Raw genomic sequence first — 16,283 nt, 5'->3', positions numbered from 1 at the left:
AAATTAGTAATTTATTCCATATTAACGCCAATAATTCCCGGCCTCAATACCTTGCCTTGTAAAACCTGTCCATCAGACAAACGCACTCTCACCATATCCCCAATCATTCCAGGGGTTTGGGCAATGCCTTCACCAGAAACCTGAAAATCTTTGCCTGTCAATTGGATCCTAACGGGATCCCCTACTTTTATTACGGCAGATTCTTTTAAATCGTTTAGCCCAATGGGCATGCCCATTTGTAAAGCTTTACCCAAAATCCGCTCATAAGCCGCCCTAGGGTTTCTTAGCACATCATCTGGTAGAACAGTTAAATCACCCTCAATTACTCGAATATCCCCAATTTCGAGCTTTTGGCCAAAGGGGAGGTATCGGCTAGCCACAACATAATCCCCATAAGCATGGATATTGACCGGGACATTGATTAACCAGGCAGCTTTAGTACAACGCAATTGAATTATCGACCTTCCCCATAAACGCGAGCCTAGGGGGGTCAAAATCTCAACATTACCGCCTAAGCAGGCTGGAATCGTCAAGTTCGACTCAAGCCACTCCGTCTCCACCCGCAAGCCATTGACAGTGGGGCTCTTCTGAATAAATCGCTTAATAGCCTGTTCAATTTCAGGAGGTAAAGCAGCATGAAGTCCTAGAGAGAGCGTACTTAATAGGAACCCCATCAAAAAACGATTAAAAAGCGGCATTATTTGGTAAACCGATCTAGAGCTACCCAAGGATACACATTATTCATACCATCTAAAGCTATGCCGGCTAACCAATAAGGTCGCTCTAGTAATTTAGGGATATTGAGGTGAATATTCATATTCTGAACCCCTAAAAATTCATGTGCATAAATAGAGTAATGCTGATTACCTACTAGCAGATTAATCATCCTGGCGGGATGCAAAATCTCACCCAATGCATCTACCTTGCTATCCACCGCTTTATTAAGAGGCTCTTCCCCTAAATACTGGATTGCAGAAATAGCATAGTTTTGCCCGTGCCGCCCAAAAAAGACCATGGGCATTCTTAATAAACTAGATGGGCACGATAAACGAACCCCTTCATGATGCATTTCGAGTGAGCCCCCAATTTCGGCCATCATTTTGCCTGCAGACAACAGATGTTCCGCTGATAAGGATATGTGATCTAAATCAATAAAAATCATTAAATCTTGCTGAACTGCAAAAATACTCGGACAAGGCGGCAAAATGCTAATGATCGTGACTAGTTGTTGCACGATCTCAGGATCGGCATACACCTCATCAATCAAGAGCTCCTCTGTCAAATTCTCAAATACATGGCGTAATGATTGTTGACCAGCTTTAGTGAGCTCATCTTGCTCACGCCCGAGCAAGAAATCAAGCTCTACAGCATTCCAGTTGTCAGTCTTGGTAACTAAACTTCGTGCTATTTGCATACGATTGAGGTTATGAGTGCGATCCAAGGAAAAGTGCTTATCTAAGAAACGCTGGCTACCTGAATAATCTAATGCATTCTCGCGCTCTAGAGGACGAGTCAAACCCTCGGGAAAAGAGAATGCTTTGGGCTCAGGAGGAATAAAAACTACCGGAGACTCTTCATAAAGACGCGGCGCAAATAGAGCGCTCAATTCTGCGATGGAAGGTTCTGGCGATAATTCCTGGATAGTTGGGATAACTGGAGAAGCAGGCAACTCAGAGATTAACGCTTTGCTAAAGACCAATTCCTCTTCTTTGCTGCTGATAGTCTCAATCGCTTCCTGAGTCATATCAAGAGTTGCCTCAGCAGGAAGATCTTGCGCTAATGCATCAGGATTTTTGGTGATCGGCAAACCATTTTTGATTTGCGATAAATTGGCGGCAAATAATACTTTTGCTTGATTTAATTGCTCTTGAGTACAAGAGACCCCGCTCGCTACTGATGGATGCGTGAATGCGACTTCTGACCTCACTAGACTGACTAGATCATCCAGCATCAAAAAAGATTGCGTATCATTTTTCTTAAAACACTGCGCTAGTTCACTAGTCATCTCACTTAAAGTATCTAATCCAGCGCCATCTAGAGCATTAGCCAAATCAACGCTATGCATGATTAATGGCTCAATCGAGACTGCTGACACCGAACCTTTTTTGGGGGCAGCCGTCTCCAGACCTTCAATAGCACGATCAATATCGATTAAAAACAGGGGTTTTTCTTCGGCCATATTTACATTACGCCTTATAAAAAATCAATTGCATTAGACCCTTGCTTCTCTTTTTAATTCAGAAAAAGCTTTATTTAAGCCATCAAACTCACCTTGCCATAACTGAAGATCACGCATTACCTGTTTAGCATCCATACTTAAGAGCTCAATAGCTTCTAAAGAAATCAATGGCGCTTGCTCATCTACGGGGGGTGCCTGCTCTAATGCAATAGCCAGTGTCGAACGCATTTTCGATACTGTAGCCTCAACTCTTTCTACCAATAAATTTAGCTGCTCTGTTTCCACGGCAAGCTGTTTACTTGAATGGTTATCCAGTATGGCCAAGTAAAGACGGACACCCTGTTGCTTTAAAGCAGAAAAAGCATCTTGAAGCTGGTCTAAAGGCCCGCCCCTACTAATGCCCATCTCTTGACTGTAAGGTGAGTTACTACTTTTATCAGTTACATTTGTACGAATCTGGCCACTCTTCTCATGCAGAGTGTCAATCGAATGACGTAACTTTGTATTGAGCTGCGCAAGTACTTTAAAGTGCGTGTCAATTTTATTGATTTTATTTTTTAAATCATCACTTAACTCAGAAATGACGTTCATTACCGTCTTCACATTGAGCTGGTCTGTCGACTGGTCAGGATCACCGCTTTGTGAATTAGTCTTGGATGTTTTGTTGTTTGGCGCACTAGCAAAGCCTAAGTCAATTGTTTTTAATAGTTGACCGGCAGCCCTAGTCTGTTTTGATGCCCGCTGTAAATTTTGCGCATTACGCCTGGTATTCACAAGCGCCATATAAGTACCCAAGATAATTCCAAAGGCAGCAATGATCGAAACTAAAGTTAAACCCAGAAATCCGCCGGCACTTTTAAAATCAAAATATTCAATTGATTGAGATTTTTTTTGCGCAGCAAGACGTAAAGACCCATAGTCATTGGCAAACTCTTTAATGACTCTCATATTCAAAACATAAGCATTCAGTACTGATGCGCTTTCTTGCGGTAACTTCGAGTACCAAGGAGTTTGCGGTGTCTTAGGCGCTACATCTGTGAGCTTGAGATTTGACTTACCGGCTGTTTTTTTACCAATGTCAATTTCCAGGAGCACTTTTTGCTCAATCACTGCAGCGAGTGCTTTTTGGAGATCTACAGATGTCGCAATATCAGTGACATTCTTTTGCCAAGCATTGTAGGCTTTGACATATTCATTTATGCATTCAGCATATTTTTTTACTGCAGATTCAAGGGGTAATTTGTCTAAGTCTAGCGGGCCTTTAGGTCCAATTAAGACCTCACCAGACCTTGCTAAGACCATCAAATCATTTAAGTTTTTTTCTTGCGCAAGTACCACTCCAATTGCCCGCTCAGTATTTTTAGCGCTTATCAGCACCTCTAGGGGAGTAGAAGGCTTTGGATTTTTCTTGTTTTTTTCGGCTGGCTCTATCTGCTCAGGTTTCTCATCATCATTTTTTTTATCGGACTTGATGGCATATTTCTCAGGTTTACCGAAAACTACTTGCATAAGCTTTGAGTCCACTCTTTGAAAGAATGCAATGATAGTATTGTCGGATAGCGGCAACAAAGGAGTGAATGATTCTACATCCTTGGTAGCGCTGGAATTTTTAATGACTGGAGCCGCTACTCCGCTACTCAAAGACTTCAATGCAGTAGGTTCACTTATCCCCTTGGTCGACACAGCAGATTCTAGATTAGGATTTAACTCAGGCTGATTTTTCAAGTCTGAAGTCGCTGATTTTAAAAATATCTCAGCTTTTTTTAAGTTCGCAAAAAAGGCAGGCTCTAAGATAATTGGGCCATTTGTTTGTTGCTGTAACTCTTTTAAGAAAGGAATCAAACGTAATACTTCAATCTGTTCGCTATCAATTGATTGCAGGAACTTGCCTTCCGTTACCCAAGAGCGTGCAGAGAGAAAAGCACCAATACTGGCAGCCAATACCAGCACAAACGAGATATATGCAACCCATTGCCACAAAAGAATAGGGCGCTGTGAAAAGATATGACTATTATTTTTCTTATTCATGTAAATGATCTCGACTAGCGATTAAGTGACTGATCGGTATTGTCGGTCTTAAGAGACCCCTACCAAATGATAATCAGCGCCGTTGTGATAAAAGAATGAAGAATCAGGTATCGTCTCAGCGTAAAAAGGACCCACAATATTATTGACCCTAAAACCCAAACCTTCTTGAGGGCCATTTCTCAAAACAATGATCCAAGGTGCGCTGGATTGCTTTAGGGTCTGCTGCCAATCCACAAAACTATCTCCGCGTTGATCAAAGCGCAGTAATTGAAAATGATTACGCAAGCAAATGGGTTCACCCTTATAAACTACAACACCATTTATACGAAGATCTTTCATCAACTGCTCAGACTCGGGGTGTAAAAAGACGGCATGTATGAATTTTGTTGAAATCGCATAACGGCCGCCATTAATACGCATTCCTAACCAGTAATCTTGCATTTGCAATGTTGTCATGACTTTTTTCCAGATTCACGACGCTGATACCAAAATATGACAAGTGCCACAGCAAAAATAAACACGCTGCACACAAAACCAACAAATGCATCTCCGATCCCCGTCATATAAGATACATTTCTAGCCTCAATCTTACGTCTCTGGGAAAAGTAAATATCAATGTTCTCTGCAACTTTTTTACTATGCCAGACAACTATATCTTTGGTTTGCAATTTGACTGGGTTTACACCGGTTGGGTCAATCACGTTTTTAGCAATTGCATTTAGGCGTCTAGCAATTTGCATTAAATCATTGGACACTTCGGCTCGCCAATCTACCGGGATCGTTGACAATATATCCCGACGATATTGCTCTGCAAGGCGCCTTGTCTCAACTTCTGTCAGATAGATCACATCACCCGGAAGAATGAATTTAATCCCGCAATTACTTCCCGTTATTGACGTCCTATCAGGCATACGCATTACAACAGTAAAACTATCTTTTTTATTTCTCAATAATTTAACGTTTACATCCGAAGAAGTCTTTTCGTTTAGTGCGAGATAAAAACCTAAAGCAGATTCAATCTTTGTTGAGTTAACAGATAGGATTAAATCGCCCGGTTTGATTCCTGCTGCTTCAGCGGGCGACCCAAGCTCAATTGACTCTACAGTGGGCAATTCAACTGCCAGCAATGATGCAGAACGTTTATTTTCAAATTCTGAAAAAAATTGAAAAGTCCGATTCACTGCCTCGTCTGTATTTACTGGAATAATTGCCCCATCAACCAATTTTGGAATATCGCCTGACTTTAAGCGTCGCTGATTTTTATTGAGGCGAACATCAATTTTTTGAGTCGCAACAAAATCCTCCAGTACTGGCATCGCGACTTTCAGTTGCTTTAACTCCGTAGAAGATTCTGATAAATCATTTGCCGCTCCAAGCAACACCAATAAAGAGACTGCAAATAGGAATCCAGAAAAGGTTAAAAACCAAAAATAAATATTTTTTTGTGAATAGAAAATATTTTCTTTAAACACGATGATCATTCACTTTTACGAGGCTTAGAATTAAACTTACTTCCACCAAGCTTATCGCTAGCGTTATTTAAAATGAAACGCTTTTTTAACATCTCTACTTCACGATGCTCTGCCATTAACTGAACCTCAGTCTTGCGCTTATCCATTAATAGGCGGCAACTAGCGAGATCATCTATCCACTCACCAGATTTCATTTCAATAATTGCAGTTTCCAAAATCTCTCTGCCGGTTAATTCATTAGCCTTAATACGCACTACAAATAAGCGAGTGCTATCAACATCTCGGAGAGTTAATTCAACAAAATAGGTTCTCGCAAAGCGATGATTTATAGCGCTCAGCGTATAGGGATAGTTTTGTAAAGTAAATTGAATAACAGTACCATCATCTAATGGCATCGGCTCTACCTTAAGCTCCGTGATGCCTGCTTTGGCATGCCACTCCAAATCTGTTTGCTGAGCTTCTATATTTTTTCTGGGGAAAGCTCGAGTCTCAAAATAAATTTGATAGAGAGTTTCAGGAAGATGTCTTTCAAATGCAAGATTTTTTAACACATCAGCCGTAGAAGTAATGCGCAAGCGTTCAGCCATTAAATCCAACTTCATATTGGCGATCTTTTGATTGATCACCTCTTCAAGCTGGTTTGTCTTATGTAAGCTGGTCACCATGACAGGTTCAACTGGCGCTGATGAACCGGTATTTTTTACATCATCAACCACTTTGCTATAAAAATCACGAATAAAAAAATACAGCAGTGGAATGAGCATGATCGTACTCAAGATCATAATCAATTTTCCACTTGTAATATTAGTAAACAAGCTCATGACTTTAGCTTCATTAAATTAGAGTGCAAACACTGCGCTTATTCACACCAACTAGCCGCCGCATACCAGCGATTTAAGCGCCCTTGTACGCGGGCATTTTCAATGGCATTTCTAGTGGACTCAAAATCTTTCAGCGCATTCTTGCTAGGGTTGTAAAGTTCACAGCCTGCTCGAATTCGATCAAGCGCCTTACCAGGTCGAACATTGCGGATGATTAAATCGATACCACCTGAGCGAGATTTTTGGCGCTCAAAGTATCCTGAATGCCAATAGCGCCCCACTTCAACCTCTGTTGCGCCCAAACGAATATCTAGCAAAATACCATGATCAGAAATATCGCTCACTCTTGCCAGTAATTCTTGACCAGCCCCCAGTGACAAAACGAAATTAAACTGCTCATCACTGGGCCCCAATGTCCTAAACTCTTTACGACGCTGGATCACAATAAGATCTTGCGGCAGTGCGCAGGTTATCAAACTACCATCTTCATGCATCCTAAAATCACTAGACAGAAACTGCATCTTTGAGTTTTCATTGCAGGCTACAACAATCTGACTAGTGCCAATAATGCTGCTGATCCCCCTAGGAGGCTCGGTCTCGGGCTTCATCACGAGTAATCCTTTATAAATATCAAGGACAGTTACCGCAAACTCTGAGCCAGATCCATCAATGGCATGCACCCCTGCCAATGGGGTTTTACTAATCTCTCGAAGCATGGTTTTAGCAATAGCCGAGGGCTCTATGTGGAATTGAGGATCTATTTTTTCAATTAATTCGGGGAGATAGGTAATGATAGGCATATAGATTGGAATTAAGTTAAGGATTGCAGACTTGTTTTTGTATGATTGCCAGAGCGCTATCCTCCGGCACTGGATCATCCGCTAAGTTGAAGCCAGTCTCTGTTTGTAAAACCTTCTTACCCTGTGCATTTGGTTCGGAGTATTGAATGGTAGCCAAGGTGGAGTAAGTCATATATTTACAATTGAATAAAATATTGCTGCGCACGGATCCAATGCGTTGTTTCGTGGGCTCATCTATTTTTTGGCGATTGGTAATAATCCACACCTTTTTTGACTCTGGAGGCAATGCCTTAATAGAGCTTTTATAGTAAGCAATGGAATAGCCTTTTTTATCCACCACACTCACCATATCATTTTCGGCCTGAGCCATTGCAATGCTCGACCCAGAAGAGCCCAAAAGTAAAATAAAGGTTAAAAAAAGGTGGGGGGAATAAACCATGCTAATAATCCAAATGAATGGACGATTATACGATTTTATGGTCTAAATTGAATCACTTAAGATGGTTTTGCCACTTTTAGGACAATTGCTGAAGTATTCAGAATTAACCCTAAATAAACATCAAAATCAAGCCTATTTCTGCCCCTCAGGCTTAACCTCTAATGATTCCTCAACGGCAAGGGCCTCTTTGTCGATCACATTTTTCACCCAATAGCGTGCTGCAGCAATATTAGTCGTGTAAAAAGCAATTTTGTTGTTTTTTTCTATGGCGTAAAAGCGATCACCACGTATACGGTGCTCTGTAATGACAGGATTTTCCATAATATGAAACGCTTTATATAGTCTATTGATACCTTATTACGGTCAGTTTGCTTAGTTTGCTTAGTTCAATTTAGACTAAGTTTCCTAAAAATACCCAGAAAATTTCTTAACCCTTTAATTTATATGGATTTTTTATTATAAATGGTTAGAATGATTGTAGTTGATTGCACTCTACTCTTGCAACCGAGAAATAGATCAAATTTAGACAAATTATATGGGCCGAAAGCCTCCAAAAACCCTCTTTTACAGCGTTGAGTTAGGTCAGCAACGATAGAATTTTCACTAGCGAACCACAAGAAAATATAAAAATGGCTATTTCGCTTAATACTAGAGTTAGTCAGCAGGTCACCCTAACACCTCAACTGCAACAAACAATCCGGTTATTGCAGTTATCCAATAACGAACTAGAGCAGGAATTAGCAAAGGCCGCCGAAGATAATCCCTTACTGGAGTTTGAGCCTAATCCAGAAATTGAGTTTAATGTCTCACAATCTTCTGAACGGGTTGAACAGACACAAAACTCATGGACCTCAAGCAATAGAGCATCGCAGGATGATGATGACGACTGGGCAGAGCGCTATGAGCGCATAGCTCATCAACAAACCCTTTTAGAGTATGTCGAGGAGCAAATTCATCTCCTTCATATCAGTCCACAAGAGCGGTTAATCATCACCTACCTAGCGGGCTGTCTGGATGATAGAGGTTATCTAATTGATGATCTCGAATCAATTCATACTGAGATCAAAAATGAACTCGATAGTCAAGATTCAAATACATTTCATCTATTGGAGTCTGCGCTCAAAAAATTACAGTCACTAGATCCGCCCGGCATTGGTGGACGTAATTTAGCCGAATGTCTTTCCCTGCAAATTGATCGTATTTTGGAAAAGCCTACACCCGATCAATCAGCATGGGAACTAGCCAAATATATTGTCAATACCCATTTAAGTAAGGTTGGCTCAAAAGATTGGCTTAAGATCAAACAAGCAAGCAGCAAAACTGAGGCGGAAGTCCTCAAAGCAGTAGAGCTCATCCGCAGTTTGCAACATAATCCCGGCGCTTACTTCGACCGCGAAAACGACCAATGGATTCTGCCTGATGTTGTGGTCAAATCCATCAACAAATTATGGATTGTCGAATCAAACCCAAATGCTAGACCACGAATCTCACTCAATGGCGAGTACGCCAAAATACTCAAAGAGAGTGGCCAAGGAAAAGCCGATGGAGTCTTAAAGCAAAAAATTCTAGAGGCAAGTTGGCTTATCAAAAATATAGCTCAGAGAGAGGATACGATCCTCAGAGTAGCAAATGAAATAGTCAAACATCAACAAAAATTTTTTTCCATGGGCGCAATTGGAATGAAGCCACTTGTTCTTCGTGAAATAGCAGAAACATTAGAAATGCATGAATCCACAATTTCGAGAGTGACGACACAAAAATATCTATCCTGTCCGCTCGGTATTTTTGAATTCAAATACTTTTTTAGTAGCCAATTAAACTCCGATAAAGGCGTCACAATATCTTCGACAGCAATCCAAGAACTGATTAAGCGAATTATTCAAGAAGAGCCTGCAGTAAAACCCATTTCTGACAGCAGAATTGCTAAGTTACTGGGCGATCAAGGCTATGAAATTGCTAGGCGAACGGTAGCTAAATATCGAGAAGGAATGCGCATTCCAGCAGTGCATCTTCGAAAAAAATAAATCCCTAAGAGTAAAACTCGACGCAGTTCTTTCCAGCCTTTTTAGCTAGGTACATTGCTTTATCAGCCCTCTCAATCAAGTCGATTGAATTGAGATTCATACCATCCAAGATTGCAATGCCAGCACTTGCGCTAAGCGTTAATTGCAATGACTCATGAGATTCAAGCTGAAGAGCTTGCGAGATTGCTGCTAGCAATCGATTGGCTAATTGACTGACTAAATCTTTGCTTGTGATGGCCTGTAACACCAAAACGAACTCATCGCCACCCCACCGACAGGCTAAATCCTGTGCACGAATAGACGCAGAGATTCTTCTGCCGATAATTGATATCACCTCATCTCCAGTGCTATGGCCATACTGATCATTGATTGCTTTGAAGTCATCAAGATCAAGAAATATTATGGCTGTTAAATGATCTTTCTGAAGAGTCTTCGATAAAGTAAATTTGAGTTTTTCTAAAAAACTAGTGCGGTCCAATAAGCCAGTTAAATGGTCATGCCTAGTTTCTACTCCAAACTCCTCGCCATAAATCATCAGATCCAGTATGCGCCGCTGAACAGCTGTTGTATTGCTACCTTCATGAAAATATTTCAATAAATCATTTTGATTTGCTGCCTGTACAAACTGCTGCAAGCTGGCGACTAAGTTTGAAAAATACTCAGCTGCTTGAATTGAATCATTAGCATAGTCTCTGCTTACATTCAAAGTATTCTCATTCAAGCCTTCTTTTTGCGTAAGGGCATTGTCAACACCCACCTTTTTATAGTCCCCCTCCATTTGAATTCCCTATAGTCAATTGCTAAGCGTTACGGTAGAAGATGGGGGATCTGAATACTCACCCTAGATAAACGAATGTCTAGCTTAGTTGCAAACAATCTTCTTAATATCCGACTCAGTTGTAGTGGGCTCAATTTTCATGACATTAGATTTATTTTTCTCAGAGTAAATCTCGTTAAGCTTTTTGGTCTTGGCATCAAAATACATGTAAGAAATTAGATAATAGAAGGTACTGTTGTCCTTGCAATCGATGGCGCCACTTGCACTGAATAAGTTGAAAGTTTGACTATTTGGAGCTGTTTGATTTTCATTGAAATGTGCGGAAACAGTAAACCAAACATAAGGCCCTTCCGCCTTTCCCCAGCCTGATAATAAGTACAGGGTACTTTGAGTATTTTTACTCAATATAGTGTCTTTATCGTTTGCTAACTTTGGTTCAGATTTTTGTAAATTTGATTTGAGAGACTGAGATTCCTGTGGAGATTTTGCAGGGACGATTGTCACCCAAAATGACATGATTAAAAAGCTGATGACAATCTTCATCATTGCACTCCTGCTTTCTTGAAGCCTTGCCACTTCTCAAAAGCTAGAGGGATAGTTTTACTATCCTCTAGTCCATAAAAGGTCAACTCCCCACTTTTTCTAAGGGCTAGATATACTTTGCCATTGGCGGGCTCAATTACAAAAGCGGCGCTAGATTCCTCACAATCTGACTTTTTACACCCTATACCTAGCAATTGGCTGCCTACATAAACGATGGGTACACTATTTTCAAATGCATTTTGAAATGCCTCAACGTCTGCTCCAAGCATATAAGCAAGAATGAATTTTCCATTCGCCCGCGTTGTCAATATCGAGGAAGGACTGCCAACCAATAAAGGAGCGTAGGTTGCTAGATTTTTTCTCAAATCATTGAATTCTATTTCTTGTTCTTTGGCGAGGATTTTTGCTGCATTTTCTTTCTCATATTCGCCCTTATATTCCCAAACTTTGAAAGAAGCGTATGCTAAAACGAGGATGATCAATGCATAAAGAAGCCACTTGGTGAAATTCATCACCAACTTCTTTATTTTTACAGCAATAGATATTGGTTGTTTGGGCATAGTTCAGGCGAAATCGAGTTGATCATCCTGCAAATTGAATTTGCTATTATTAGCTAACTATAAAGCATATCTTTTGAGACCCCTTAAAGTAAGCACAAAAAGGCAACCGAGCTCCGCAAACACTAAGCAAATTCGACTTTTTTCTATTAATTACCTACTATGAAGCCTTATTTATCATATCGATGTTTAATTTCACCCCAAGGCCTATGTCATCGGTTAGGATTAAAAAATGTAGTAAATAAATTATCTCTAGTGTCGGGTAAATATGAGTAATCTGGATGAATCCGTTGTTAATGAGCTGAAAGAAGTTAATAAACATCTTTCGATAATCGGCGCGCTCTTACAGCAAAAAGATCAAAAATTGGATGAGAGTTTAAATGTCATCCGCAAGGACCTTTGGAATATTAAAAATATTATTTCTGAGGAAATAGCCCAGAATAAAAGTCTACAAAATGGTATGGAAAAAACTATAGAAAACACTATAGAAAAAACCCTACTTAAGTCTATAGCCTATGTATTCGCTGCGGGAATAATTCTGTACATAGTAGGCAGATTTTTTCTGTGAACCTTAGCAACAAGCTATTGAGATAAAAATACAACCTCATTATGACTCCTGACACAACAAATCGCCAAAAAAGCTATGCTCACATTGCTAAGCTTTTAGAATCCGCGAGCAAATCTTATGAAAATGCTGCACTTGGTTTAGAACAAGGCGGGAGTGAAGAACAGGCTTATCAGCACATTAAAAAAGCTCGCATCACCTTAGAGGCGGCATTACCAGAATTTTTCACTCCGCATAAACCACTCCCTACTAACAAAATAGTTCCAGAGAAACGTGATTACTCAATTCTTAAGATAGGTTTGATAGCAGGATTAATCGTCGGCGTCTTATATATATTTGTTGTCTATGGGCCAACAGGGGATTTAAGTAAAAGCTGGAACACCGAAAATTTTCAGAAGAACGTTGCTTATCCCAAATAACTATTTTTAATCTACTTTTCTTACATACTCGATCTTGACTGAATAATCTGTGGGGCCTGTTAATCGCTGCCAGATTGTATCGCTCTCCATCTCTCGATTGACTACCTGATAGCCTACAGCATAAGTACCTTGAGTAGTGAGCAGATTAGTAGAACAAATACGCATCCCATCGCGATGCGAAACTTCTGCAATATTATTAAAAGAGAGTGTGCGTGAATCTTGAATCAATGCCTCGTGATTCCGAATCTCTTGGTTTAACAATATTTGTATGTATTCGTCCTTACATTCAGGCAGATCCCGAGTGTAATAGCTGTAAAAAAGCCCCCCTGAAGCTATTAATAAAACAAAGAGGCCTAGAAGGAGGGATGGGATTTTAATCGGAGCAGACATCTTTATGTCAACATCTCTAGCTTATGAGCGCGCTTGTTGACTGCAACTCATCAATCGAACAATCACACTAATTTTTAATATCACTCTGCTTTAGCCAATAGAACAACATTGCTCGGTATCCCTTCATTGCTCAAAGTGAGATTTTTTTGCTCAACCGCATCTGGCAATAAACATCTAAGATTGCCGTTGACCTTAGCATCTGGGTGCACATTAATCTGCGCATAAGTAACATCCCCAATGACTACCGCTCCAGGATAAATTTCAACACGTCCTTTTGCAAAAACCGAACCTTCGATTCTTCCAATAATGATTGCATGTGGGCTATAAATATTCCCTAATAAGAATCCAGTTGATCCAATTACAGCTGTATAGCCATTACCAGCACCTTCTTCCTCAGCCTGGGAAATATCGCCAATTAAATGCCCTAATAAAAGCATGTTTCCACTATGAATAAAGTCACCCTTCATAATGGAACCGGCCCCAACTGTAGTCAAATAAGTCAGTTGAGTATCTGTATTGGGATTACTTTTTTTAGAAAATTCAAACATTTGCACACCTTAATTTTGTTTCTTTTAGCTTGTGGAAACTTTACAAGGAAACTTCCAGTAATTTAATCTGCTTTGCACCTACACTTGGTGAGCGTACTCTCCAACCCTGAAAATACATTTCAACACTGTCTAAATCCTGAGTAATCACCACAAATGGAGGGGTACCTCGAAATGCGTAAGAAGCATTTGACTCTAGATTAACGACGGTTTGTTTCCCTGAATTATCTACAACGCAAACGGCTTGCTTAATAAGAGATTTGATATTCACAATATCTCCCCGTTTAGAGGGATTCGGCGATTGATAAGTGGGCAATTGTGCCTCTTGTTTATAAGGACATTGCTCACTAGGAGTAGTTTGAAGCGCTTGAGCTGGCTGAGTTTCTGGTGGTTTTACTGTAGTGTCAGAACTCTCGGGCTTGAGAGCTAAGTCTTCATCAGGCTTTAAATCCTGAACATCGTTGGCTACTACGGCCTTCTGTGGGGGGTTTACTAGTCCAATAGCTAAATTGATGATGTTGAACCGATCATTTAGTCCATAAATAGCGCCCGTCAGCACTAAAAAACTAAATACGATCGTCATCACTCTTATTGTTACTACACTATTACCAGCAGTACTTAACTTAAAGCCGTGTTCTACATTAACCTGATTCAGCGTCTCTTCCAAATTAGAAACCTGAGGATTTGCAAGCACTGCGGATAATATGGTTTCGTTTCTTGGCGGGGGGTTCTTTGAGCCTGAATCAACTCCGGCTACCTCATGTTTTTTAGAGGCTGAAGTTTCTTGAACTTCAACTGACTCAATTAAAGTTTCGTCAATCGATTCCGTGGCACTGGGATCTGTCAAATAGGATGATTCATCTAAGCCCAAGACTCTGCCAACTCGTTTAGCGGTAGCGATCTTTAATTCAAATGTGTAGAAAGAGCTCATGCCGCCCTCTTCTAACTCCAAAATCATTTTGGTGGACAAACAACATGAGTTGGCAAACTCTGCTCTGGCTAGATTCTTTTTCTCTCGAGCATCTTTTAATACTGAGCCAATAATTTCTAGTTGTGCATAGTGCTTGTGAGGCCGCATTGATGTAACGCCATTAAATTGTTGCAACGCACAAATTATCTTGAATACCCAAGACATCTTTTTTAGAAAACGATGAAACCTTCATTATTAAGCATCGTATCAAATTATCATTACATACGCCTACAAAAAAGAAAAAATCTCAATGCACCTCAATGCACCTCAATGCACCTCAATGCTAGAATTCTTACAGGACAATTTAAGGGTTAATAATGCAGTTAATTTGGATTTCTGGGTCTACTTCATCCATGAAGCAGATAAAAATTACCCGTAAAACCGTCATTAAGATTGCGCTTTTATCCTTTAGCGTATTTATTCTGATTGGCATGAGTATCCATTTTTTTGGCTTTAGGGTGGCGATCCGCTTCAACCCAGAAATGGCAAAACAAATGGGGGGGGTCATTTCCCGTAAGGAGATGGACGATTTAGAGATTATTTACCAGCAAAAAATCCAAACATTTCAGACGCAACTCCCCATAATTGAGAGCAAAATAGTTACTCTTAAGAACCTAAAGGATCAGTTTGTGGAACTATCTATACCCACAAGCGCCAAGGATTAAACTGCATTTTAAAAGTTCACTTAGTAACATGCCCCTGTGAAGCTTTTTCCAAGTCGTTGGTATTGTTATATTATTAGGATGTACTTACTTATTCAGGAAATATGATGGCCGATAACAATCCTAGAGGATCACTTTTTGTAGGCGAAGGGGTCATTGTCAGGGGGACCTTTGAGGTACCAGAAATGGCAGTGGTTGCAGGCCTTGTAGAGGGTGAACTGAACACTAAAGAAGTTTTGGTTGACACCTCAGGAATTGTTAATGGAAGAATTAATGCGGAAGTTGTTGAAGTTCGTGGTGAAGTTACCCAAGGCCTCAATGTTACGAATCATTTGAACGTTCGATCCAGCGCAAAAATTACTGGTCTTACTCAATATGCTGAAATGAGTGTAGAAAAAGGAGCAAAGCTGAGTGGTGAGCTGCGCCTAATTGATGCCCCCATGCCCTCCACCAAGCACTCTTTTGGTGAAACTGACATCTATCCAAAAGATGAGATTAGCGATACTGAATAAATACAGGCTCATTTCATATTTTGAGCATGCATTCCTAAATTATTGACTTTTAATTTTGTTCCAATTTGCCTGGAAAATTGCGGTTGAATCAGTTGCACCCTCTGGTTCTTCGCCACTTTTGGAAATCATCAAACCATTTAACTTGGCACCGTGCTCAATACCCAGCTGGCCATAAGTAATATCTCCACGCACTTCCGCCCCCTCGTGCAACTCCACGCGCTCAGTGGCATAAATATTACCCTCTACTCGCCCCGCAACTAGGACCCTAAAAGCATTGATATCGCCTTGCACCATGCCAGTACGTCCAAGAGCAATGCTCACGTTTTTTCCTTGGCGTGACTCTATATTTCCAACTACGCGTCCATCAATGCGTAAACTTTCATTCGCAACAATTCGCCCATGAACCTCTGTAGCTGGCCCCACTATTGTTTCAAAGGACTCCATTGTGGGCTGTAAAAACTTAATAGACTGTGATTTTTTGAAGACCATTTTTCATTCCTTTGACTATTATGTAATGGCGCAATAAGTTACTTATTCCAATATTCCCGCTGGACGACTATTCTATCTTTATCTAGACTA

21 protein-coding genes are annotated in these 16,283 nt (G+C 40.4%); 5 read left to right on the top strand and 16 right to left on the bottom strand.

Features of this window, described 5'->3' with window-relative positions:
• Positions 1-11: 11 nt before the first annotated feature.
• From flgA to CL55_RS02115, 9 genes are all read right to left on the bottom strand, one after another.
• Complete coding sequence (gene flgA, locus CL55_RS02155) at positions 12-698, bottom strand: flagellar basal body P-ring formation chaperone FlgA (RefSeq protein ID WP_046329669.1); 687 nt, start codon at positions 696-698, stop codon at positions 12-14.
• Positions 698-2,179 carry a hypothetical protein gene (locus tag CL55_RS02150; RefSeq protein WP_046329668.1) on the bottom strand — a complete coding sequence of 494 codons (1,482 nt, stop codon included), beginning with the start codon at positions 2,177-2,179 and terminating at the stop codon, positions 698-700. The genes flgA and CL55_RS02150 overlap by 1 nt, the downstream gene beginning before the upstream one ends.
• A gap of 33 nt (positions 2,180-2,212) precedes the next feature.
• On the bottom strand, positions 2,213-4,207 hold the full coding sequence (locus CL55_RS02145) for a hypothetical protein (protein WP_046329667.1): 1,995 nt from the start codon (positions 4,205-4,207) through the stop codon (positions 2,213-2,215).
• Between the two features lie 48 nt (positions 4,208-4,255).
• The gene (locus CL55_RS02140; protein WP_046329666.1) at positions 4,256-4,663 is read right to left on the bottom strand and encodes a hypothetical protein; all 408 of its coding nucleotides are present in this window, start codon (positions 4,661-4,663) and stop codon (positions 4,256-4,258) included.
• The gene (locus tag CL55_RS02135) at positions 4,660-5,679 is read right to left on the bottom strand and encodes a PDZ domain-containing protein (RefSeq protein ID WP_170216984.1); all 1,020 of its coding nucleotides are present in this window, start codon (positions 5,677-5,679) and stop codon (positions 4,660-4,662) included. Before CL55_RS02135 ends, CL55_RS02140 begins: the two co-directional genes overlap by 4 nt.
• Positions 5,680-5,684: 5 nt before the next feature.
• Complete coding sequence (locus CL55_RS02130) at positions 5,685-6,455, bottom strand: hypothetical protein (protein ID WP_156156254.1); 771 nt, start codon at positions 6,453-6,455, stop codon at positions 5,685-5,687.
• 83 nt (positions 6,456-6,538) lie between these two features.
• Positions 6,539-7,300, bottom strand: a complete 762-nt coding sequence (locus CL55_RS02125) for a PilZ domain-containing protein (protein WP_046329663.1) — start codon at positions 7,298-7,300, stop codon at positions 6,539-6,541.
• A 16-nt stretch (positions 7,301-7,316) separates the two neighbouring features.
• On the bottom strand, positions 7,317-7,670 hold the full coding sequence (locus CL55_RS02120; RefSeq protein ID WP_156156253.1) for a surface-adhesin E family protein: 354 nt from the start codon (positions 7,668-7,670) through the stop codon (positions 7,317-7,319).
• A gap of 201 nt (positions 7,671-7,871) precedes the next feature.
• Entirely contained in the window at positions 7,872-8,060 is a 189-nt protein-coding gene (locus CL55_RS02115) for a hypothetical protein (protein WP_046329661.1), read from the bottom strand.
• 308 nt (positions 8,061-8,368) lie between these two features.
• Between CL55_RS02115 and rpoN the strand changes: the two genes are divergently transcribed.
• Positions 8,369-9,763 (top strand): RNA polymerase factor sigma-54, encoded by a 1,395-nt coding sequence (gene rpoN, locus CL55_RS02110; RefSeq protein WP_046329660.1) that lies wholly within the window; start codon positions 8,369-8,371, stop codon positions 9,761-9,763.
• A 4-nt stretch (positions 9,764-9,767) separates the two neighbouring features.
• Here rpoN and CL55_RS02105 read toward each other — a convergent pair whose 3' ends face one another.
• The 3 genes from CL55_RS02105 to CL55_RS02095 all read right to left on the bottom strand — a co-directional run bounded on the left by CL55_RS02105 (position 9,768) and on the right by CL55_RS02095 (position 11,644).
• A complete protein-coding gene (locus tag CL55_RS02105) occupies positions 9,768-10,541 on the bottom strand; it encodes a GGDEF domain-containing protein (protein ID WP_046329659.1) in 774 nt (257 codons plus the stop codon).
• Between the two features lie 84 nt (positions 10,542-10,625).
• A complete protein-coding gene (locus tag CL55_RS02100) occupies positions 10,626-11,087 on the bottom strand; it encodes a surface-adhesin E family protein (RefSeq protein WP_156156252.1) in 462 nt (153 codons plus the stop codon).
• The gene (locus CL55_RS02095) at positions 11,084-11,644 is read right to left on the bottom strand and encodes a hypothetical protein (RefSeq protein ID WP_046329657.1); all 561 of its coding nucleotides are present in this window, start codon (positions 11,642-11,644) and stop codon (positions 11,084-11,086) included. Before CL55_RS02095 ends, CL55_RS02100 begins: the two co-directional genes overlap by 4 nt.
• Positions 11,645-11,909: 265 nt before the next feature.
• On the opposite strand from CL55_RS02095, the gene CL55_RS02090 reads away from it, so the two are divergent.
• Both CL55_RS02090 and CL55_RS02085 read left to right on the top strand, forming a co-directional pair.
• Complete coding sequence (locus CL55_RS02090; protein ID WP_046329656.1) at positions 11,910-12,209, top strand: hypothetical protein; 300 nt, start codon at positions 11,910-11,912, stop codon at positions 12,207-12,209.
• A gap of 41 nt (positions 12,210-12,250) precedes the next feature.
• Positions 12,251-12,625, top strand: coding sequence for a hypothetical protein (locus CL55_RS02085; RefSeq protein ID WP_046329655.1), 375 nt, complete (start codon positions 12,251-12,253; stop codon positions 12,623-12,625).
• 6 nt (positions 12,626-12,631) lie between these two features.
• Here CL55_RS02085 and CL55_RS02080 read toward each other — a convergent pair whose 3' ends face one another.
• From CL55_RS02080 to CL55_RS02070, 3 genes are all read right to left on the bottom strand, one after another.
• A complete protein-coding gene (locus tag CL55_RS02080; RefSeq protein ID WP_046329654.1) occupies positions 12,632-12,886 on the bottom strand; it encodes a hypothetical protein in 255 nt (84 codons plus the stop codon).
• Positions 12,887-13,095: 209 nt separating this feature from the next.
• Complete coding sequence (locus CL55_RS02075) at positions 13,096-13,563, bottom strand: bactofilin family protein (protein WP_046329653.1); 468 nt, start codon at positions 13,561-13,563, stop codon at positions 13,096-13,098.
• 40 nt (positions 13,564-13,603) lie between these two features.
• Positions 13,604-14,638: a helix-turn-helix domain-containing protein gene (locus CL55_RS02070; RefSeq protein ID WP_046329652.1), complete on the bottom strand. Its 1,035-nt coding sequence runs from the start codon at positions 14,636-14,638 to the stop codon at positions 13,604-13,606.
• Between the two features lie 245 nt (positions 14,639-14,883).
• Between CL55_RS02070 and CL55_RS02065 the strand changes: the two genes are divergently transcribed.
• Entirely contained in the window at positions 14,884-15,195 is a 312-nt protein-coding gene (locus tag CL55_RS02065) for a hypothetical protein (RefSeq protein ID WP_156156251.1), read from the top strand.
• Between the two features lie 101 nt (positions 15,196-15,296).
• Positions 15,297-15,704 (top strand): bactofilin family protein, encoded by a 408-nt coding sequence (locus tag CL55_RS02060; protein WP_082091873.1) that lies wholly within the window; start codon positions 15,297-15,299, stop codon positions 15,702-15,704.
• Between the two features lie 39 nt (positions 15,705-15,743).
• Here CL55_RS02060 and CL55_RS02055 read toward each other — a convergent pair whose 3' ends face one another.
• Positions 15,744-16,193: a bactofilin family protein gene (locus CL55_RS02055; protein WP_046329649.1), complete on the bottom strand. Its 450-nt coding sequence runs from the start codon at positions 16,191-16,193 to the stop codon at positions 15,744-15,746.
• Positions 16,194-16,283: the final 90 nt, after the last annotated feature.

Origin of the sequence: Polynucleobacter duraquae (assembly GCF_000973625.1) — a bacterium.
Classification (GTDB): domain Bacteria; phylum Pseudomonadota; class Gammaproteobacteria; order Burkholderiales; family Burkholderiaceae; genus Polynucleobacter; species Polynucleobacter duraquae.
This window is presented reverse-complemented; position numbering and strand designations above follow the sequence as displayed.